We start from the raw sequence: 18,416 nt of genomic DNA, 5'->3' as shown, positions 1-18,416 counted from the left end.
CTCCGGCCCCGCCGGGCCCCCTTCGTGGCGAGACCACTGCGACCCCGGGCCGCCGTCCCGCGTCGGGCGGCCCACCGAGGAGGTTGGCGTTCCCAGTGACCAAAGAGGTCCAGCGACTCGATCGCGTCATCATCCGGTTCGCCGGCGACTCCGGCGACGGTATGCAGCTGACCGGCGACAGGTTCACCCAGGAGACGGCCTCCTTCGGCAACGACCTGTCGACGCTGCCGAACTTCCCCGCCGAGATCCGGGCGCCGGCCGGCACGCTGCCAGGCGTCTCCAGCTTCCAGCTGCACTTCGCCGACCACGACATCATGACCCCCGGCGACGCGCCGGACGTCCTCGTGGCCATGAACCCCGCGGCGCTGCGGGCCAACGTCGGGGACCTGCCGCCCGGCGCCACCGTCATCGCCAACACCGACGAGTTCACCCGGCGCAACCTGGCGAAGGTCGGCTACGCCTCGAACCCGCTGGAGGACGGCTCGCTGGCCGCGTACAAGGTCAGCGCGGTGCCGCTGACCTCCATGACGGTCCGCGCGCTGGCCGGTTTCGACGTCTCGAAGAAGGACGCCGAGCGCGCGAAGAACATGTTCGCGCTCGGGCTGCTGTCCTGGATGTACAACCGGCCGACCGAGGGCACCCTCGGCTTCCTCAAGGCCAAGTTCGCCGGGCGGCCCGAGATCATGGCGGCCAACCGGGCGGCGTTCCAGGCGGGGTGGAACTTCGGGGAGACCACGGAGGACTTCGCGGTCTCCTACGAGGTGCGGCCGGCCGCGCTCCCGCCCGGCACCTACCGCAACATCACCGGCAACCTCGCCGTCGCCTACGGGCTGATCGCCGCCGCCGAGCTCACCGGCCTGCCGCTGTTCCTCGGCTCCTACCCCATCACCCCGGCCTCCGACATCCTGCACGAGCTCTCCCGGCACAAGCGGTTCGGCGTGCGCACGTTCCAGGCCGAGGACGAGATCGCCGGAGTCGGCGCCGCCCTGGGCGCCGCGTTCGGCGGCGCGCTGGGGGTGACCACGACGTCCGGTCCCGGCATGGTGCTCAAGGCCGAGACGATCGGGCTGGCGGTCATGACGGAGCTGCCGCTGATCGTGATCGACGTGCAGCGCGGCGGCCCCTCCACCGGACTGCCGACCAAGACCGAGCAGGCCGACCTGCTCATGGCGCTGTACGGCCGCAACGGCGAGTCGCCGGTACCGGTGCTCGCCCCGCGCTCCCCGGCGGACTGCTTCGACATCGCGATCGAGGCGGCGCGGATCGCCACGACCTACCGCACCCCGGTGATCGTGCTCTCCGACGGCTACCTCGCCAACGGCTCCGAGCCGTGGCGCATCCCCGACGTGTCCGCGCTGCCGGACCTCGCGGTGCGGCACGCCGCGGAGCCCAACGGCCCCGACGGCGCCTTCCTGCCCTACCTGCGCGATCCCGAGACCCTGGCCCGGCCGTGGGCGGTGCCGGGCACGGCCGGGCTGGAGCACCGCATCGGGGGGATCGAGAAGAGCGACGGCACCGGCGACATCTCCTACAGCCCGGCCAACCACGACCTCATGGTGCGGTCCCGCCAGGCGAAGGTGGACGGGATCGCGCGCGGCATCCCGCCGCTGGAGGTCGACGACCCCGGCGGCGACGCCGAGGTGCTCGTCCTCGGCTGGGGCGGCACATACGGCTCGATCGGCGCGGCCGTCCGCCGGGTCCGCCGGGCCGGGGGCCGGGTCGCCCAGGCGCACCTGCGGCACCTCGCGCCGTTCCCGGAGAACCTCGGCGAGGTGCTGCGCCGCTACGACCGGGTGCTGGTGCCCGAGATCAACCTCGGCCAGCTCGCCCTGCTGCTGCGCGGCAGGTTCCTGGTCGACGTCATCAGCTACACCAAGGTCCGCGGCCTTCCGTTCAAGGCCGAAGAGCTGGCGGCCGTACTCCAGGAGGTCATCGACCGTGCCGAATGAGAACGGATCCCGCCCCGGCTTCCGCGGGCTGCGCCTGGTGCCGCGCGCCGAGACCGCGTTCACCGCGAAGCAGGCCAAGTCCGACCAGGAGGTCCGATGGTGCCCGGGCTGCGGCGACTACGCGATCCTTGCGGCGTTCCAGAGCTTCCTGCCGGAACTGGGGGTCCCGCGCGAGAACATCGTCATCATCTCCGGCATCGGGTGCTCCTCGCGGTTCCCGTACTACCTGGACACCTACGGCATGCACTCGATCCACGGGCGCGCGCCGGCGATCGCCACCGGGTTGGCCGCCAGCCGGCCGGACCTGTCGGTGTGGGTCATCACGGGTGACGGCGACGGCCTGTCCATCGGCGGCAACCACCTGATGCACGCGCTGCGCCGCAACGTCAACATCAACGTGCTGCTGTTCAACAACCGCATCTACGGGCTGACCAAGGGCCAGTACTCGCCCACCTCGGAGCGCGGCAAGGTCACCAAGTCCTCGCCCATGGGCACGGTGGATGCCCCGTTCAACCCGGTCTCGCTGGCGCTGGGCGCCGAGGCGGGGTTCGTGGCGCGCACGATCGACTCCGACCGCCGGCACCTGACCGGCGTGCTGCGGGCGGCGGCCGACCACCCGGGGGCGGCGTTCGTGGAGATCTACCAGAACTGCCCGATCTTCAACGACGACGCCTTCGCGCCGCTGAAGGATCCGGGGCAGCGGGACCTGCGGCTGCTCCGCCTGGAGCACGGCGAACCGCTGCGCGCCGGTCCGGACCGCGGCGTGGTGCTGGGCGAGTACGGCGAGCTGGTCGTGGCCGACGTCGCGGAGGTCGGTGAGGAGCGGGTGCTCCGCCACGACGCGCACCGGCCGGATCCGGGCTACGCGTTCGCGCTGTCCCGCCTGGACCAGCCGGCGTTCGAGCACGTCCCCATCGGGGTGTTCCGCGACGTCGAGCGGCCCGCCTACGACGAGCTGATGAACGCCCAGCTGGCCGAGGCCGCCGCCGCTGAGGGCCGCGGTGACCTCGCCGCGCTGCTGGCGGGCGGGGACACCTGGACGGTCGGCTGACCCGGACGGCCCGCGGGGGCCGGCCGGCGCCGTCCCCGCGGCGCGGGCGCGGTGGCGGCCGCGCCCGCGCGCGGCCGTCCACAGGCTCCGCGTCCGCTCTGGAACGCGGCGCTCCGCGCGCCTAGGTTTGGGTATGCGACAGGTCACAGCACCGAGTGACCCACGCTCGACCGGGAGGCGCGGATGGGTGGCGGGGCCGATGCGGGGACGACCGCGAGCACGGTGGACGGGGTGCTGCGCCGCACCGCCGCGCGCGTGCCGGACCGGGTGGCGCTGCGCTTCGGCGACCGCGAATGGCGCTACGCCGAGCTCGACGCCGCGGTCAGCCGCACGGCTGCCTGGCTGCTGGGGCTCGGCCTGGAGCGGGGCGACCGGGTCGCGGCCTACGGCCGCAACTCCGACGCCTACCTGCTCGCCTTCCTCGGCTGCGCCCGCGCCGGGCTGGTGCACGTGCCGGTGGACCACCGGCTGACCGGGGCGGAACTGGCCTACCTCCTCGCGCGGTCCGGCAGCACGGTGGTCCTCGCCGATCCCCGGCTGGCCGGCCGGGTCGAGGAGATCCGCTCGCGGATCCCCGCCCGCGAGGTCCTGGCGCTGCGCGGTGCGCCGGAGTCCGTGCTGGAGGTCGCGCGCGATCCGCGGGCGCCCGCGGGAGCGGCGCCGGGGGCGGCCGATACCGACCTCGTCCAGCTGCTCTACACCTCGGGCACCACCTCCCGGCCCAAGGGGGCCATGATGAGCCACCGCGCACTGGTGCACGAGTACGCCAGCTGCGTGCACGCCCTCGATATCACCGCCGGCGACCGCATGCTGCACGCGCTGCCGCTGCACCACTCGGCGCAGATGCACGTCTTCCTGCTCCCGGGGCTGGCGGTCGGAGCGGAGAACGAGATCGTGGAGGCGCCGGAGCCGGGCGGCCTGCTGCGCCGGATCGAGGGCGGCGCCACCTCGTTCTTCGCCGCTCCCACGGTCTGGCTGGGCATGGCCGACCATCCGGACTTCGCGACCCGCGACCTGTCCGGGCTGCGCAAGGCCTACTACGGCGCGGCCATCATGCCGGTGCCGGTCCTGCGGCGGATCAGGCGCCGCTGCCCGCGGGCGGGCTTCTACAACTGCTTCGGACAGAGCGAGATCGGCCCGCTGGCCACCGTGCTGCGTCCGGAGGAGCACGTGCCCGGGCGCATGGACTCGTGCGGCCGGCCGGTGCTGTTCGTCGAGGCGCGGCTGGTCGACCAGGACGGCGCCGACGTCGCGCCGGGCGAGCCCGGCGAGGTCGTGTACCGGTCGCCGCAGCTGTGCGACGGCTACTGGGACGAGCCGGAGGAGACGGCCGCCGCGTTCCGCGGCGGGTGGTTCCACTCCGGCGACCTCGCCCGCCGCGACGCCGAGGGCTACCTCACCATCGTGGACCGGCTGAAGGATGTCATCAACACCGGCGGCGTGTTGGTCGCGTCCCGCGAGGTCGAGGACGTCCTCTACCTGCACCCGGCGGTGGCCGAGGCGGCGGTGGTGGCGATGCCCCACCCCACCTGGGGAGAGGCGGTCACGGCGGTGGTGGCGCTGAAGGGGCCGGCCACCGAGGCCGAGCTGATCGCGTTCGCCCGGGAGAGACTGGCCGGGTTCAAGGCGCCCAAGCGGGTGCACGTCGTGGAGCAGCTGCCGCGCAACGCGAGCGGCAAGCTGCTGAAGCGGGTGCTGCGCGAGGAGCTGACCGCGTTCCGGTAGGCGGCGGGGCGGACGGGGGCGGGCCGACATGCCCCGGTCCGCGCCCACCGGTCCGCGCCCGCCGGATCGCGCTCCTGGAGCGGCGCTCCGGGAGGTCACTCGGCTGGTCCGCCCGGGGGCGCCCAGCAGGCGTTCGCAGCGGAGCCTCGGCCGGGCTGGCCCGCCGACGAGGGCGGAGCCGGGCCCCCGCGGGCGGCGCCGCGACCGGAGCGGTGCGGCGCTCCGGGCGTCCTCCCGGCTCCGGGACGGAGTTGCTCAAGGTGCGCGGTACCGTGGCCGCCGGGACTGGGACGGGTCCGCCGCGCGGTGCCGGAGCCACGCCGTCGGTCGGCGGCGCCTCCCTCCGGGCACGCGGGAGGCGCGTCCCGCCCATGACGCCGCGGCGCGGCTCCGCCGTACCGAAGTCCTCCGCGGGCACCCGCCGGGGACTGCGGCTGGCCCGGGCCGGGCCGGGCCGGGCGCGGAGCCGGCCTGGCCCGGTACCGCCCAACGGGCGTGCTCACCGCACGGACCGCCCCCGGCTCCGCGGCCGAGGGGGCGGCGAACTCGCGAAGCCCGCTCCGGTATGTCCGCGCCGGGGCCTTTCCGCGGGACCGCGCGGCCGCGGCGCCGCACCCGTCCGAGTGGCGCTCGCCCGCCCGATGCGGGCGGGAACAGGCGATCTGTCTCCCACTTGTTCACCGAATGGCCAGAATGCCGCAATTGTCGGGACATCAGTCCGTCCACCGCCGGTAACCTTCTGCATTTGTGACGACCTATTCCCCCTCCCCCGACACGCCCGTAAGAACGCGCTCCCGGCGCCGCGAGCCCGAGCCGCCCGCGAACGGGCTCCTCCCGGCGAACCGCACCGGTCTCCTGGCGGTGATGGGGGCGGCCGCGCTGCCCTTCGTCGTGCTGTGCGCGCTGGTCAGCGCGCAGTGGCCGCCCCTGATGGCGTTCGACGCCGCCGTGGCCGACACCCTCTACGAGCGGGTGCACCCGGATCCGGCGCTGGCGCACGGTCTGGAGATCTGGACCGAGGTCTTCGGGACCTGGTCGATGCGGATCGTCTCGCTGCTGACCGCCGGCTGGCTGCTGCTGCGCCGGCAGTTCAGCACCGCGGTCTGGGCCGGCGCGGCGGTCTTCCTGGCCAACCTGTTCGGCCTCATCGTCAAGCTCACGGTGGACCGAGCGCGGCCGGAGTTCGCCGACCCCATCACCGAAGGCGTGGGGCCGTCGTTCCCGTCGGGGCACGCCCTCATGGCGGCCACCGGCATGGGCATCCTGCTGTTCGCGGCGCTTCCGCTGCTGCGCGGCGCGTGGCGGCACGTGGGCTGGACGCTGGCGGTCGGCGCCGCGATGAGCACCGCGCTGAGCCGGCCGATGCTCGGCGTCCACTACGTCACCGACATCGTCGCCGGACTGAGCCTGGGCGTCTTCGCGCTGGCCGCCACCATGCTGCTGTGGACCTACCTCCCGCCGATCGCCCGCAGGTGGGACCGCCCGGCACGGCGGCGCTGACCACGTGCGCCGGCGCGTAGCCTGACGCCATGCGTATCGTCATCGCCGGAGGGCACGGAAAGATCGCGTTGCGGCTGGAGCGGCTGCTGGCCGCCCGCGGGGACAGCCCCGTCGCCCTCATCCGAAATCCCGACCACATCGACGACGTGCGGGCCGCGGGTGCCGAACCGGCCGTCATCGACCTGGAGGCGGCCACGGTCACCGAACTCACCGAGAAGGTGATGGGCGCCGACGCCGTGGTCTTCGCGGCCGGTGCCGGCCCGGGCAGCGGGGAGCTCCGCAAGGACACCGTGGACCGCGCCGCGGCGAAGCTGCTGGCCGATGCCGCGTCCCTGGCCGGGGTGCGCCGTTACCTCATGGTGTCGGCGATCGGGGTGGACGCCGGGCCGGGCCCGGACGCGGAGCCGGTGTGGGCGGCTTACGTGCGGGCCAAGAAGGCCGCCGACGACGACCTGCGGGACCGCTCGCTGGAGCTGGACTGGACGATCCTGCGCCCGGGGCGCCTCACTGACGACCCCGGCACCGGCAGCGTCCGCCTGGCCCCCGAGGTGCCGCGCGGCGCGGTCAGCCGGGACGACGTGGCGGCCGTCCTGGTCGCACTGCTGGACTCGCCCGCCAGCACCGGCCGGGTGCTGGAACTGGTGGGCGGTGACACCCCGATCGCCGAGGCGGTCGCCGCGGCCTGCGCGGAGTGACCGGAACCGCCCAGTGGCCGAACAGGGTCATAGGGGGCATCATGGTGGCGATGGCCCGGCGTGACGCGTCCGCGCACCGCTGGAGGACGGAACCGCTCACCGGGCACGACAGCTCCGCAAGGGCAGATGGGTACGGTTGACAGATGAGCGTCACGCAGGTCGTGAGGGACAGCACCGTCGTCGAGCACGCCAAGGTCGCCGCACAGCAGAAGCGCAAGATGTTCGTCGTGCAGCTGCGCGTCAACACCTACGACGACGCTTCGAGCAGTGTCCGGCCGGGCCTGACCCGCATCCTCGAAGGCATCGAGGAGGCGGGGTGGCGCCTTGAGCAGACCTCCTACAGCCAGGGCAGCAACGGGGAGCCCGCGCAGCTCTTCGTCTTCCGCCCGGATCCGGAGGCGTCCTCGGAGCCCGAGAAGGCGGCCAAGGAGGAGCCCCAGCAGCAGCCGCAGGACCAGTCGGGCCAGCAGCAGGCCTACCAGCAGTACCCCACGGGGGCACAGCAGCCGCAGGACCCCTACGCCGGCTACCAGTACGGCCAGCAGGGCTACCAGCAACAGCAGCAGTACCCGGGCTACGGCCAGCAGCAGCCGGGGTACCCGCAGCAACAGCAGCAGTACCCGGGATACGGCCAGCAGTACCCGGGCTACGGCCAGCAGCAGTGGTGACACTGGCACCCTGCTGACGGCGCCCGGCGCGCCCGGCGGCCCCCGCGGAACCTCCGCGGGGGCCGTTCGCGTCTCCGGTGCCGGCCGCGCGCCACCGGGCAGCTTTCGGACTACCGAAACGCCCGCGCACTCTTCGTCAAAACTACACACAGGACACGGACGACTACGTTACGTTACTGAGGTCAAGCCGGTCGCCCGGCCGACGCCACCAGCATCCGCGACTTCGAAAGGTACGACGATGAAGCGCATCGCCGCACTCTCCGGCGTGTTCGCCATGTCGGCACTCGCCCTCGGCACCCTCGCCGCCCCCGCGCACGCCGACAACAACGCCAAGGTGCAGAACATCACCATCCCGATCTGCATCGACCTGCTGGAGATCACCGGCCTCGACGAGGACGGCTGCACCGTCCTGCACTACAACACCGAGACCGGCGTCGGGCACTTCTAGCCGACACCCGACCCCCGACCGCGCCGGCCACCGACCGCGGTCCCACGATCACCGGTTTGTCCGAGTCGCAGGGAAACGCGCATGGGTCCGTTGAAAAATACACCGGGATCTTCGCCGTAATCACTACCCGAACGCGAGCGACTACGCTACGTTACAGATGCAGGTCACTCCCTGCCCCCGAGATTCGAAAGGTATTGAGATGAAGCGTTTCGCCACGGTCTCCGGCCTGATCGCCATGTCCGCCCTGACGTTCGGTGCCCTCGCCGGCCCCGCGCAGGCGGACAACAACGCCAACATCCAGAACATCACCGTGCCGATCTGCGCGGACGTGCTCGCGCTCATCGGCCAGGACGGCGCGCACTGCAACGTCGTGGACGTGCACTCCGAGAAGGGCCTCGGCACCTTCTAGTGGCCGGACAGATCGGCACCTCCGACATGTGACAGGTCCCGTGGGTTCGCGATGCCCCGGGGCCTGCGGCATGTCCGGGGCCCGAGAGCGCCCTCGCGCTCCGAGCGGCCGCGGGTGCCCGCACACGGCACCGGCGCGAGCCGCCACCCGGCGTCCGTCCTGGGCGGACGCCCCCGGACCGCGCCGTGCGGGAATCCGGCCACGACGCACGGCCGCACCAGCCGATGATCCGGACGCCGACCGCGCCACCGCCGACACATTCCGGTGGCCCCTGTCGCGCCGCTCGGCCGGATTGGCTAGCCTGCCCCTCCATGACCGCGCAACGCCGCAAGATCATCACCGTCGTCGGGCTGCTCCTGGCCGCCGTCATCGTGCTGCTCGACTCCGACCTGGCCCAGCGGGGCAGTTTCGACCCGGCGGAGATCATCGGAATGCTGGTCTCCGTGCTGTGCTTCGCCCTGCTGATCAGTGTCGCGTGCCGGGGCCTGCACGCGCGCCGGGGCACGGCGGCCATGTTCGTATTCGGCTGGGGCGCACTCGCCCTCGCCGCGCTCGCGGGCCATGTCGGTGACGCGGTCGCGCGGGTGGAGTTCCAGCTCTACCCGGATTTCGGCGCGGTCGCCGCTGACAGCCCGGCCGGCGACGCGGCCGAGGGCACGGACCCGGGTACGGTGGCGGCGGCCACGGCGGTCCGCACCTGCCCCGACCCCGCCTTCCTGGACGACGACGGGTGCGCCGACACCGCGGACCCCGGCTACCTGACGGTCCTGCCCACCGGCACCGGCGCCGTGGCGCTGGCCTTCGGCTGGCTGCCCGCCCTCGGCATGGCCGGCGCCTACGCCCGCACCCGCCCGGAGGAGGACCCGCACCGCGCGAACCCCTCCGACGGCCCGACCTGACCGGCCGCACCGCGCGCGGGCCGCACGGCCCGCGCCGGGCCGCACGCCGTCCGTCCGCCGCTCAGCCCGCGCCCGCAGGAGGATCGGCGCGGTCCGGGACCTCGGCAGCCGCGGCGTCGTCCACGGGCGTCGCGAACTCGACGCTCAGCTTCCGCTTCTTCGCCCCCGGTGGTGCGGACGCGTCCGGTGCGGCCACTTCCGGGCGGTCTCCATCAGGATCCATGGGCCTACCCTAGAGCGACCGGCCGGCACCCGAGGGGACCGCCCCGGAACGAGTGGAGCACCCTGTGAGTGAGCTTCGGAACAACCAGCGGGCCGAGCACGAGGTGAGCCACATGTCGACGGCTCTCTGCTTCGGAGCCGTTCCCGACCGGCTCTGGCTGAGCCTCGACGGCAGCACCCGGCAGGATCCCGCAACCGGTTTCCACCTGGTCGGAGGCGCCGGGTTCACGCTTGAGGCCGAGCTCCAGGTGTACGCGATCAGCGCGATGGCGGGCCACGTCGGCGAGATCGACCTGCTGGCGAGGCACGGGGTGAGTGAGCGGAGCCATCCGCGCCGCGTCTCCCTCGTCCGCGAGGTCCACCCGCGGCACGACCACGCCGCCCTCGACGCGTTCCAGCGGCGGTTCCCCGAGGACGTCATCGACCGGGGACGCGCGGCCGCCGACGCGGCCCGCATGCTCGGCACGGAGCGGCTGCGCGCCGCCAACCGGGCGCTCCGCCGCCAACTGCTGCGCCACGGCGAACTGGATCCGGACCAGATCCAGCGGGTGGCGGCCCCGTTCGAGCTGCACACCTTCCTGGCCGACGAGGGGATCCGCGTCTGGCTCCCTCCCTCCGCCGAGGAGGCCCGGTCGGCCGAAGCCGACTTCTTCGCGAAGGTCGAGAGCATCCGCGCCGACTTCGACGGGCCCGCCCGGACGGCCGCTCCGCCGGACTTCTTCGACCAGATCGAAAGGCTGCGCGGCGATTTCGGGCTGACCGCCCCGGGCCGCGGAGCAGGTGCCCTAGACACGCCCCGGGGCCTGTCCCGCACGCCTTCCCGCGGTCCCCTCCCGCCCCGGCGGCCGCCGGCATCCGATCCCTCCCGACACCGCACCCGGCGCCGCTCCGGCCCGGGCCTGTGAGCACCGGGCGTCCGACACGTCGGCCCCGACCGGGGCCGCCCGCGTCCGCCGGTGTGCTCCCGGGGCCGGAAGGTCCTACCCGCCCTCCGGGTTCCCCGCCGCTGTGCCCGGTGCGTCCCCGGAGACCGAGGCGCGCAGCGCCGCCGACATCCATGCCAGGGGAAGGGCCTCCTGCTCCGCGGCGGGCGGCGTCCCGTTGATGGCGGCCACGAGGGACAGGTACCTGCCGTGGGTGAGGCCGAACCTGGACTCGGCGTCTGACTTCTCCGAGGGCTCCTCCCGAAGGACCTCCTCGACCGCGAGGAAGTAGGCGGCCATCCGCTCGCGGAACCCGGGGGTGCCCTGCCGGCCGTTGATCCCGGCGGCCGCGTCCGCGAGGCGGACAGCCAGCTCCTGTGCCCGTGGCGCGTCCGCCGGCAGCCCGGAGCGGTACGCGGCCATGATCTCCTCCATGATCCTGGTCCCCGGCCCGTGGATGAAGTCCTGCACCGGTGTGGCGGACATGAGCCGCCCCGGGGGCGCGGAGTACGTCTCCTGGAGGTAGCAGCGGACGGCGCCGCGGAACTCCGCGTGCCGGACCAGGTGGGCCAACTCGATCCAGGCGTCGAGCTGGGCGGCGGAGGGGTCCTCCGGAAGGCGCGGCCGCTCCTCCCGCAACCGACCGACGAAGTCGGGGTTGACGTCGAGGCCGTCGCTGACCTCGTTCCAGAACTCGTCGATGAGCCGCTCGCGCTCGTCGTCGGACATCGACACGAGCCTGTGCATCAGGGCCGCCTGTGCGACCGTGCCGCCCTGCCGGGCCAGGGCCCGCAGCACGGCCCGCCTGGCCCGGAGGTCGCGCTCCTGGCGCTCGACGAGCTCCAGATGCGCCACGACGAGATCGTGCAGCGTCGTCTCACCGCCGAGCAGCCGGCGGATGTCGTCCAGGCCGGCGCCCAGATCGCGGAGGGTGCGGACGAGTTCCAGTTGCGCGATGGCGCGGATGTCGAACAGCCGGTGGCCGCCCTCGGTCAGGACCGGGGGCGCGATGACCCCGGCGTCGGCGTAGAACCGGACGGCACTGACACTCAGCCCGCTCCGGCGCGCCGCGTCCCCGATCGGGTACAGCTCGTTGTCGTGCATAGCGCCACTATGGGACCTCAAGCGGCTTGAGATTCAACCCCGCACCCGGCTACCTTCTCGGCTGGTACCGCATCGCCACGATCCCCGAGCCGAACTCCTTCCGGCTCACGGGCTCCAGGTCGACATACTTCGACAGCCCCGCGAACAACGTCGGCCCGTGGCCCACGATCCTGGGATGCACCACGAACTCGTACTCGTCGATCAGCCCGAGCTCCGCCAACGTCAGTGGGAGCCGCACGCCTCCGACGAACAGCCCCCTGCCCGGCTCACGCTTGAGCCGCTGGACGGCCTCGGCCAGATCCCCGCGCAGGAGTTCCGCGTTCCAGTCGACCTGCTCCAGGGTGCTCGACACGACGTACTTCTTCGCCGCGTGGATCGTCTGGGCGAAGGGGGCCGTCCAGTCAGGCCTCGCTCCCGTCCCGGCCGGCGGCCGCCACGCCGCCTCCATCATCTCGTACGTCACCCGGCCGAAGAGGAGGGCATCGGCCTGCTGGAGGTTCCCGATGTGGTGTTGATGCAGGTCCGCGTCCGGGGAGACCGCACGATGGTCGCAGCATCCGTCCAACGTGACGTTGATTGAGTATCGAAGGGGTCGCATCTCGCGAGAGTACCGCCAGGGGGTGACACCAAGCGGTGCATCGCCGGCTCCGGCAGCCGGCTCAGCCGCAGGAGTTGGGTGTAGCCGGTAGCGAGGTCAGGGGGACCACCCGATGGGACGTCATCACGACGTCCTCCGCGGGGTCAGCGGGGCGGGCGGATCGGTTCCGTGGGTGAGGCCTGCGGTGCTGTCCAGCTGGCGAGGAGTTTGAGGCGGTCCTCCGAGGGGGTGCCCGGCTCGGCCGTGTAGATGACCAGGTCGTGGACGGCCCGTTGCGGCAGCGGCAGGTCCAGGGAGCGGAAGGTCATCTCCAGACGGCCGACCTCGGGATGGTTCAGCCGCTTGACGCCTTCGTGACGGATTCGGACGTCGTGACTGGCCCACATGGTGCGGAAGTCGGGGCTGAGCATGGACAGTTCGCCGACCAGCTCACGCAGGACCCGGTCGTGAGGTGCACGTCCGGCCTCGGCGCGGAGCACTGCGACCGTGGCCCTGGCGCCTTCCTCCCAGTCGACGAAGAAGTCGGAGGAGCCGGGGTCGAGGAAGAAGTAACGGGGGAAATTGGCGCAGCCCCGGTCGCCGGTGGTGTCGCTGTCGAACATCGGTGAGTACAGGGCCCCGCACAGTGCGTTGCTCGCGACGATGTCCAAATGGCTGTTGCGGACGAAGGCGGGGGCCATGGTCATGGAGTCCACCATCCATTGGACGGGCGGCGGGATCCTGACGTCCGTGCGGCGGTGGGACGTGCGGCGGGCGGGGCGAGCCGCCCTGGCCAGATCGAGCAGGTAGGTGCGCTCGTCCTCAGCCCATCGCCGAGGCCGTCTGCTTCGCCCTCGACCAGTCGGCGGGCGTCGACCTCAACACCCTGACCATCCGGCCCATGGGCCAGCCCGACTGACCACGCCCGGTCGTCACACCGCGCCGCTCACTCCCCCGGGGCTTTCCTCGCATGTCCTTGTGATGGAAGGCGAGGTCGGCGTCGCCCGCGTGGCCCTCCACAAGGTGACCGCCGAGCTCCGCGAAGACGGCCTCATCGTCACCACCCCGGGCATGGGTTCCTTCGTGGCCCAGGACAAGAACGAGACCTCCGGGTAGGCCGCACCGCCACCCGGAGGCCTCAGCGGTCCCGGCTACTCCTCTGAAGAGGTCGTCAGCCCAGTCGGGCACGAGGCCGAAGGGTCACCTGCGTTGACACCGGTGCCGCCGACCCCGCAGTAGCCGTTGGGGTTCTTGGCCTCGGAGAGGTACTGCTGGTGGTAGTCCTCGGCGAAGTAGAACGGACCCGCCGGGGTGATCTCCGTGGTGATGGGGCCGTAGCCGGCGCGGGTGAGGGCCGGTTGGAAGGCGTCACGGGACGCCTCGGCGGCCGCGCGCTGGGCCTCCGAGTGGTAGAAGACCGCGGACCGGTACTGCGTGCCGACGTCGTTGCCCTGGCGCATGCCCTGGGTGGGGTCGTGGCCCTCCCAGAAGACCTTGAGGAGGTCGCCGTAGCCGATCCGCGCCGGGTCGAAGACCACGCGGACCGTCTCGGTGTGGCCGGTGCGGCCGGTGCAGACCTCCTCGTAGGAGGGGTTGGGGGTGTAGCCGCCGGCGTAGCCGACCGCGGTCGTGATGACGCCCCGCTCGGCGCCGAGGCGCCAGAAGGTGCGTTCGACGCCCCAGAAGCACCCCATGGCGAACTCGGCGATCTCGCTGCCGGCGGGGTAGGGCGGAGCGAGCGGCGTGCCCAGCACCTCGTGGCGGGCCGGGACCCGTACGGGGGTGTCGCGACCGGGCAGCGCCTCGGTCCGCTCGACCATTGACGTCTTCGTGTACCCGAACATGGCTCCAGGCTATCCGCGCCGGGTGCGCGGGCCCAGCGCGGGAGCGGTGGGCAGCCCCGTCCTCCGCACGGGGTCCGGGGCCACCTCGATCCGGTCGCTGGGCGGCGTGTGCCGAGGTCGCGGCGGGGTGCGGTTCTTCCGCGGCCATCCCGGCGGCGTGCTGTGAGCGGACCTCGCCCGCCTGGTGGAGGACGGCGAGACCTGCCAGTGGTCGACCGGGCGCACTCGCTGGCCGAGGTCGCCAAGGCGCCACCGGGGCGCTGGAGGAGGGCGGTGTACGGCGAAGCTCATCATCATCTCTGTCGCGCGACGGCGGACCGCCGGTCCGACAGTCACTCCCCCAGCGCCCAGAGGAGGGCCGTGGAGAGCGCCACCCGGCCGAAGGCCGTTCGACCAGCACGAGCGCCAACGGGCGGCCGCCCCCGCCCACTCTTGACGGCGAAGGCACGGCGGTAGCCCCCGCGGCATGCGGGAACATCGGGGTAGGAGCCCCTCATGGCCGATACCGCGACCTCGGTGCCGGTTCGGAGCGCCGACGCACACGCTCGCCTCCGACGCCGGCTCGAACCCGCGCTGCTGGTGGTGACGGTCGCCGCTCTGGTGGGGGGCGCCGCGTTCTGGTTCTCCGGGCAGCGGGTTGTGGCCGACGTGTGCTGGGCGGCGGGGACCCTCGTGGCCGTCGTTCCCGCGCTCGCGTGGGTCGTGGCGGCGCTGCGCCGGAGACGAGCCGGTGTCGACCTGATCGCGGTACTGGCCTTGGCCGGGACCTTGGCGGTCGGCGAGTACGTGGCGGGCTGCCTCATCGCTGTGATGCTGGCTAGCGGCCGGACCCTGGAGGCTGCGGCCGGCCGCCGTGCCGCGCGCGACCTTCGGGCTCTGCTGGAACGCGCCCCCCGGTTCGCCCGCCGCCGCACGGGCGGTCGGGTGGATGTCATCGCGCTCGCTGATGCCCGCGTCGGGGACGTGCTCGTGACCGGCTCGGGCGAGGTCGTCGCGGTGGACGGCCGCGTGCTCACCGGACCGGCGATGCTGGATGAGTCGGCGCTCACCGGGGAGCCCACACCGGTCGAACGGGGCGTGGGCGAACCCGTGCGCAGCGGTGTGGTCAACGCCGGAGGCGCCTTCGACATCGAGGCGACCGCCACCGCCGCCGACAGCACCTACGCCCACATCGTGCGGCTCGCCGAACAGGCCGGCGCCCAGCGCGCGCCGGTGGTCCGGCTCGCCGAGCGGTACGCCGCGTGGTTCCTGCCGCTGTCCCTGGCGGTGGCCGGGATCGCGTGGTTGGTCGGCGGCTCCGCGATTCGGGCGGTGGCGGTGCTGGTCGTGGCGACCCCGTGCCCGCTCTTGCTGGCCGCCCCGGTCGCGGTGGTGTCCGGGCTGTCGAGGGCGGCCCGCCAAGGCGTCGTCGTACGCGACGGTGGAGCGTTGGAGCGTCTGGGGCGCGCCCGCACCCTGCTGCTGGACAAGACCGGAACGCTCACCGTCGGGCGGCCGCGCGTCCGTCACATCATCCCGGCGCCCGGCAGGTCGGGGACCGAGGTGCTGTCGCTGGCCGCGTCCCTGGACCAGATGTCCGCCCACGTCCTCGCCGAGGCGATCGTCACCGAGGCGCGGGCCCGCGGTCTGGTGACGCTCCCGGCGGATGGGGTGGTCGAGGAGCCCGGAAGCGGCGTACGCGGCCGCCTCGACGGCCGGTACGTCACCGTGGGCAGGACGACGGTGCCCGCGGACGCCCGGCCGGGCTGGGCCCGCTCGGCCGAGAACCGCGCGCTTCTCGACGACGCCGCCATCGTCTGGCTCACCGTCGACGGGGCGCTGACAGGCGCGATCCTGCTGCGGGATCCTCTCCGCCCCGAGGCGCCGCGCACCCTGCGGCGGCTACGTGAGGCCGGCGTGTCGCGCCTGCTGATGCTCACCGGCGACCGCCCCGAACCCGCGCGCGAGGTAGCGGCGGTGGTCGGGCTGGACGGCGTGCGGGCCGAGCAGACACCCGCCGACAAGGTCGCGGCGGTCCGCGCCGAATCCGGGCGGGCGGTGACCGTGATGGTGGGCGACGGCATCAACGACGCGCCGGCCCTCGCCGCCGCCGACGTCGGCGTCGCGATGGGTGCACGCGGTTCCACCGCCTCCTCCGAGGCCGCCGATGTCGTGCTCACCACCGACCGGGTGGACCGGATCGCCGACACGATGGAGATCGCGGTGCGCGCCCGCCGCATCGCCGTGCAGTCGGCCGCGGGGGGCATGGCGCTGTCCCTGCTCGCCATGGTGGCCGCGCTGCTGGGCTGGCTACCTCCCGCCCCCGGTGCGCTGGTGCAGGAGGCGATCGACGTTGCGGTGATCGTCAACGCGCTGCGCGCCCTGCTGCCCGGGCGCGGAGCCCGTCCGTCGCTGGAAGCCGATACCACGCATCTGCTCCACCGCTTCGCCGCCGAGCACGAGCGGCTCGCCGACGACCTCGACGCGGTCCGTGATGCCGCCGGCCTGTTGGCGGCGGAACACGGGCCGCGTGCCCTGGCAGCGGTGCGCAACGTCGACCGGATGCTGACCGAGCGGGTGTTGCCGCACGAGCACGCCGAGGAGCGCGAGCTGTACCCGGCGCTCGCCGCGTCACTGGGAGGACCGGAGGCGACCGCGACCATGAGCCGCGCGCACGCCGAGATCGACCGGCTCGCCAACCGGATCGGGGCCCATCTCCGATGGGCCGACAGCGCCGGCGGGCTGGTGCCGGAACAACTCGACGACCTGCGGTCCTGCCTGTACGGACTGCACTCCGTGCTCCGGCTGCACTTCCGCCAGGAAGAGGAGTCCTACTTCTCCCTCGCGCCGTGAGACCCACCCCGGCGGTCCCGTGGGGACGAGGCGAGCCGGTCAGGATTCGAGCGTGTGCCCGGTGGTGGCGTCGACGTGGTCGGGGATCTCGCCGTGGCGGTCACCGACCGGGGGTGTGCCCGTGAGCTCGAACATGCGGCGCCGGTGGCGGTGTGCGGCTTGTGCTCCGTGCCCCGGGGGACGGTGAAGGCCGCGCCCCGGGGGAGCCGGACCGTGCGCTCCCCCTCCGGCTCGCGCAAGGTCGACGACGAGACAAGGGGGGCCGCACGGGCCGGACCCGTTCCGGCACGCGTGGAGCCTACTCGCCCGGGTCCGGGTTGACGGCGGCGAGGTCATCGGCCCCTTCGGCTCGGACCGGAGCCAGGGACTGGCCGAACCTCACGGTCGTCGCGCCGGGAGCGCGGCCGCTCCGCTTTCCGCGCCGCGGTCCCTGCCACCGCCGTCCTGGCAGAGGCCCGCTGGACCGGGACACGGCAGCGCGCGGTCCCCGTCCGGCCGGGCCCGGGACGGCGGGTTCGGCCCCGCTAAATGCCGTCGTTAAGAAAATCTACACTTTAACTCTACAAAAGGTGTCATATGCTAAACGTCGTGGCTGATTCCAACCGCGGCGTGCTCTACGGTGCCGGCGCCTACCTGATGTGGGGCCTGTTCCCCCTGTACTGGCCGCTCCTCGCCCCGTCCGGGGCGGTCGAGATCCTGGCGCACCGCATGATGTGGTCGCTGCTCACCGTCCTGGGCATCCTGGCCCTGCGCCGGCACTGGCGCTGGTTCGCCGCCGTGCTGCGCAGCCCCCGGCAGCTGCTGCTGCTCACCGCGGCCGCCCTGGTCATCACCGCCAACTGGGGCCTGTTCATCTACACGGTCAACAGCGGCCATACCCTCCAGGCCGCTCTCGGCTACTTCATCAACCCGCTGGTCAGCGTGACGCTCGGCGTCCTCGTGTTCTCGGAGCGGCTGCGGCGCGCCCAGTGGGCCGCCGTCGCGCTCGGGGCGGTGGCGGTGGTCGTGCTCACCTTCGACTACGGCGCGCCGCCGTGGATGGCGCTCGGGATGGCGCTGACGTTCGCCGGCTACGGCGTGCTGAAGAAGTTCGTCCGCCTCGACGGGGTGGAGAGCCTCACCGTCGAGACGATGGTGATGTTCCTGCCCGCGCTCGGCTACGCGCTGCTGCTGCACGCCGCGGGCGGCGGGACGTTCGGCCAGGTGTCGGCCGCCCACACGGTACTCCTCGTGGGCTCCGGGCTGGTCACCGCGGTCCCGCTGCTGTGCTTCGGGGCCGCCGCGTTCCGCATTCCGCTGAGCGTGCTCGGGCTGCTGCAGTTCATCGCCCCGGTCCTGCAGTTCCTGATCGGCTGGCTGGTGTACGGCGAGGAGATGCCGGTGAGCCGCTGGGTCGGCTTCGGGTTCGTCTGGGTGGCCCTCATGGTGTTCGCGGCGGACCTCGCGATCGCCGCCCGCCGGGGCTCCCGCGACCGCGCGGAGCGCCCGGCACCGGCCGCGGCAACCGGGCCGGCCGCCGAGGCGCCCGTCCCCGCGGCCTGCACCGCCGACCGGCCCTAGCGGCGGAGCG

General features: G+C 73.2%; 18 protein-coding genes. 13 read left to right on the top strand and 5 right to left on the bottom strand.

The features are described 5' to 3' along the window. Nucleotides 1-95: 95 nt before the first annotated feature. The 9 genes from DEF28_RS12025 to DEF28_RS11985 all read left to right on the top strand — a co-directional run bounded on the left by DEF28_RS12025 (nucleotide 96) and on the right by DEF28_RS11985 (nucleotide 9,344). Complete coding sequence (locus DEF28_RS12025; RefSeq protein ID WP_114397061.1) at nucleotides 96-1,949, top strand: 2-oxoacid:acceptor oxidoreductase subunit alpha; 1,854 nt, start codon at nucleotides 96-98, stop codon at nucleotides 1,947-1,949. Next, the gene (locus DEF28_RS12020; protein ID WP_114397060.1) at nucleotides 1,939-3,000 is read left to right on the top strand and encodes a 2-oxoacid:ferredoxin oxidoreductase subunit beta; all 1,062 of its coding nucleotides are present in this window, start codon (nucleotides 1,939-1,941) and stop codon (nucleotides 2,998-3,000) included. Before DEF28_RS12025 ends, DEF28_RS12020 begins: the two co-directional genes overlap by 11 nt. A 183-nt stretch (nucleotides 3,001-3,183) precedes the next feature. Then, on the top strand, nucleotides 3,184-4,725 hold the full coding sequence (locus tag DEF28_RS12015; RefSeq protein ID WP_114397059.1) for a fatty acyl-CoA synthetase: 1,542 nt from the start codon (nucleotides 3,184-3,186) through the stop codon (nucleotides 4,723-4,725). Between the two features lie 747 nt (nucleotides 4,726-5,472). Next, entirely contained in the window at nucleotides 5,473-6,225 is a 753-nt protein-coding gene (locus DEF28_RS12010) for a phosphatase PAP2 family protein (protein WP_147280082.1), read from the top strand. A gap of 29 nt (nucleotides 6,226-6,254) precedes the next feature. Further along, entirely contained in the window at nucleotides 6,255-6,920 is a 666-nt protein-coding gene (locus tag DEF28_RS12005; RefSeq protein ID WP_114397057.1) for an SDR family oxidoreductase, read from the top strand. A 143-nt stretch (nucleotides 6,921-7,063) separates the two neighbouring features. Continuing rightward, nucleotides 7,064-7,588, top strand: coding sequence for a hypothetical protein (locus tag DEF28_RS12000; RefSeq protein WP_114397056.1), 525 nt, complete (start codon nucleotides 7,064-7,066; stop codon nucleotides 7,586-7,588). 238 nt (nucleotides 7,589-7,826) lie between these two features. Continuing rightward, nucleotides 7,827-8,036, top strand: a complete 210-nt coding sequence (locus DEF28_RS11995; protein ID WP_114397055.1) for a hypothetical protein — start codon at nucleotides 7,827-7,829, stop codon at nucleotides 8,034-8,036. Nucleotides 8,037-8,235: 199 nt separating this feature from the next. Continuing rightward, nucleotides 8,236-8,445: a hypothetical protein gene (locus DEF28_RS11990; protein ID WP_114397054.1), complete on the top strand. Its 210-nt coding sequence runs from the start codon at nucleotides 8,236-8,238 to the stop codon at nucleotides 8,443-8,445. A gap of 311 nt (nucleotides 8,446-8,756) precedes the next feature. Then, nucleotides 8,757-9,344 carry a hypothetical protein gene (locus DEF28_RS11985; RefSeq protein WP_114397053.1) on the top strand — a complete coding sequence of 196 codons (588 nt, stop codon included), beginning with the start codon at nucleotides 8,757-8,759 and terminating at the stop codon, nucleotides 9,342-9,344. A 61-nt stretch (nucleotides 9,345-9,405) separates the two neighbouring features. Here the strand turns inward: DEF28_RS11985 and DEF28_RS27525 are convergent, their stop codons facing one another. Then, on the bottom strand, nucleotides 9,406-9,567 hold the full coding sequence (locus DEF28_RS27525) for a hypothetical protein (protein WP_158562802.1): 162 nt from the start codon (nucleotides 9,565-9,567) through the stop codon (nucleotides 9,406-9,408). Between the two features lie 64 nt (nucleotides 9,568-9,631). On the opposite strand from DEF28_RS27525, the gene DEF28_RS11980 reads away from it, so the two are divergent. Beyond that, nucleotides 9,632-10,471 carry a hypothetical protein gene (locus tag DEF28_RS11980; RefSeq protein WP_114397052.1) on the top strand — a complete coding sequence of 280 codons (840 nt, stop codon included), beginning with the start codon at nucleotides 9,632-9,634 and terminating at the stop codon, nucleotides 10,469-10,471. 75 nt (nucleotides 10,472-10,546) lie between these two features. On the opposite strand, the gene DEF28_RS11975 is transcribed toward DEF28_RS11980, so the two are convergent. The 3 genes from DEF28_RS11975 to DEF28_RS11965 form a co-directional block, all read right to left on the bottom strand. Further along, nucleotides 10,547-11,593 (bottom strand): helix-turn-helix domain-containing protein, encoded by a 1,047-nt coding sequence (locus tag DEF28_RS11975; protein WP_114397051.1) that lies wholly within the window; start codon nucleotides 11,591-11,593, stop codon nucleotides 10,547-10,549. A 49-nt stretch (nucleotides 11,594-11,642) separates the two neighbouring features. Beyond that, nucleotides 11,643-12,191: a dihydrofolate reductase family protein gene (locus DEF28_RS11970; protein WP_114397050.1), complete on the bottom strand. Its 549-nt coding sequence runs from the start codon at nucleotides 12,189-12,191 to the stop codon at nucleotides 11,643-11,645. 143 nt (nucleotides 12,192-12,334) lie between these two features. Continuing rightward, on the bottom strand, nucleotides 12,335-12,910 hold the full coding sequence (locus DEF28_RS11965; protein WP_258861856.1) for an MmyB family transcriptional regulator: 576 nt from the start codon (nucleotides 12,908-12,910) through the stop codon (nucleotides 12,335-12,337). Between the two features lie 238 nt (nucleotides 12,911-13,148). On the opposite strand from DEF28_RS11965, the gene DEF28_RS27520 reads away from it, so the two are divergent. After that, nucleotides 13,149-13,286, top strand: a complete 138-nt coding sequence (locus DEF28_RS27520; RefSeq protein ID WP_158562801.1) for a hypothetical protein — start codon at nucleotides 13,149-13,151, stop codon at nucleotides 13,284-13,286. Between the two features lie 35 nt (nucleotides 13,287-13,321). Here DEF28_RS27520 and msrA read toward each other — a convergent pair whose 3' ends face one another. Continuing rightward, complete coding sequence (gene msrA / locus DEF28_RS11955; RefSeq protein ID WP_114397049.1) at nucleotides 13,322-14,014, bottom strand: peptide-methionine (S)-S-oxide reductase MsrA; 693 nt, start codon at nucleotides 14,012-14,014, stop codon at nucleotides 13,322-13,324. A 495-nt stretch (nucleotides 14,015-14,509) separates the two neighbouring features. Here msrA and DEF28_RS11950 point away from each other — a divergent pair, with 495 nt between their 5' ends. Then, nucleotides 14,510-16,846: a heavy metal translocating P-type ATPase gene (locus DEF28_RS11950; protein WP_114397048.1), complete on the top strand. Its 2,337-nt coding sequence runs from the start codon at nucleotides 14,510-14,512 to the stop codon at nucleotides 16,844-16,846. Nucleotides 16,847-17,434: 588 nt separating this feature from the next. Then, a complete protein-coding gene (gene rarD, locus DEF28_RS11940; RefSeq protein WP_114397047.1) occupies nucleotides 17,435-18,406 on the top strand; it encodes an EamA family transporter RarD in 972 nt (323 codons plus the stop codon). Nucleotides 18,407-18,416 lie beyond the last annotated feature (10 nt).

This window comes from Marinitenerispora sediminis, from assembly GCF_003336425.1.
Taxonomy (GTDB): Bacteria; Actinomycetota; Actinomycetes; order Streptosporangiales; family Streptosporangiaceae; genus Marinitenerispora; species Marinitenerispora sediminis.
The sequence above is the reverse complement of the archived record's forward strand: the minus strand, read 5'-3'. Positions and strand labels throughout refer to the sequence as shown.

What these genes read in the sequence shown, in the direction of transcription:
- DEF28_RS11985 (WP_114397053.1), top strand. Translation starts at nt 8,757, where the DNA reads ATGACCGCGCAACGCCGCAAGATCATCACCGTCGTCGGGCTGCTCCTG.
- DEF28_RS11990 (WP_114397054.1), top strand. Translation starts at nt 8,236, where the DNA reads ATGAAGCGTTTCGCCACGGTCTCCGGCCTGATCGCCATGTCCGCCCTG.
- msrA (WP_114397049.1), bottom strand. Translation starts at nt 14,014, where the DNA reads ATGTTCGGGTACACGAAGACGTCAATGGTCGAGCGGACCGAGGCGCTG.
- DEF28_RS11975 (WP_114397051.1), bottom strand. Translation starts at nt 11,593, where the DNA reads ATGCACGACAACGAGCTGTACCCGATCGGGGACGCGGCGCGCCGGAGC.
- DEF28_RS12000 (WP_114397056.1), top strand. Translation starts at nt 7,064, where the DNA reads ATGAGCGTCACGCAGGTCGTGAGGGACAGCACCGTCGTCGAGCACGCC.
- DEF28_RS27525 (WP_158562802.1), bottom strand. Translation starts at nt 9,567, where the DNA reads ATGGATCCTGATGGAGACCGCCCGGAAGTGGCCGCACCGGACGCGTCC.
- DEF28_RS12005 (WP_114397057.1), top strand. Translation starts at nt 6,255, where the DNA reads ATGCGTATCGTCATCGCCGGAGGGCACGGAAAGATCGCGTTGCGGCTG.
- DEF28_RS11970 (WP_114397050.1), bottom strand. Translation starts at nt 12,191, where the DNA reads ATGCGACCCCTTCGATACTCAATCAACGTCACGTTGGACGGATGCTGC.
- DEF28_RS12015 (WP_114397059.1), top strand. Translation starts at nt 3,184, where the DNA reads ATGGGTGGCGGGGCCGATGCGGGGACGACCGCGAGCACGGTGGACGGG.
- DEF28_RS11995 (WP_114397055.1), top strand. Translation starts at nt 7,827, where the DNA reads ATGAAGCGCATCGCCGCACTCTCCGGCGTGTTCGCCATGTCGGCACTC.
- DEF28_RS11950 (WP_114397048.1), top strand. Translation starts at nt 14,510, where the DNA reads ATGGCCGATACCGCGACCTCGGTGCCGGTTCGGAGCGCCGACGCACAC.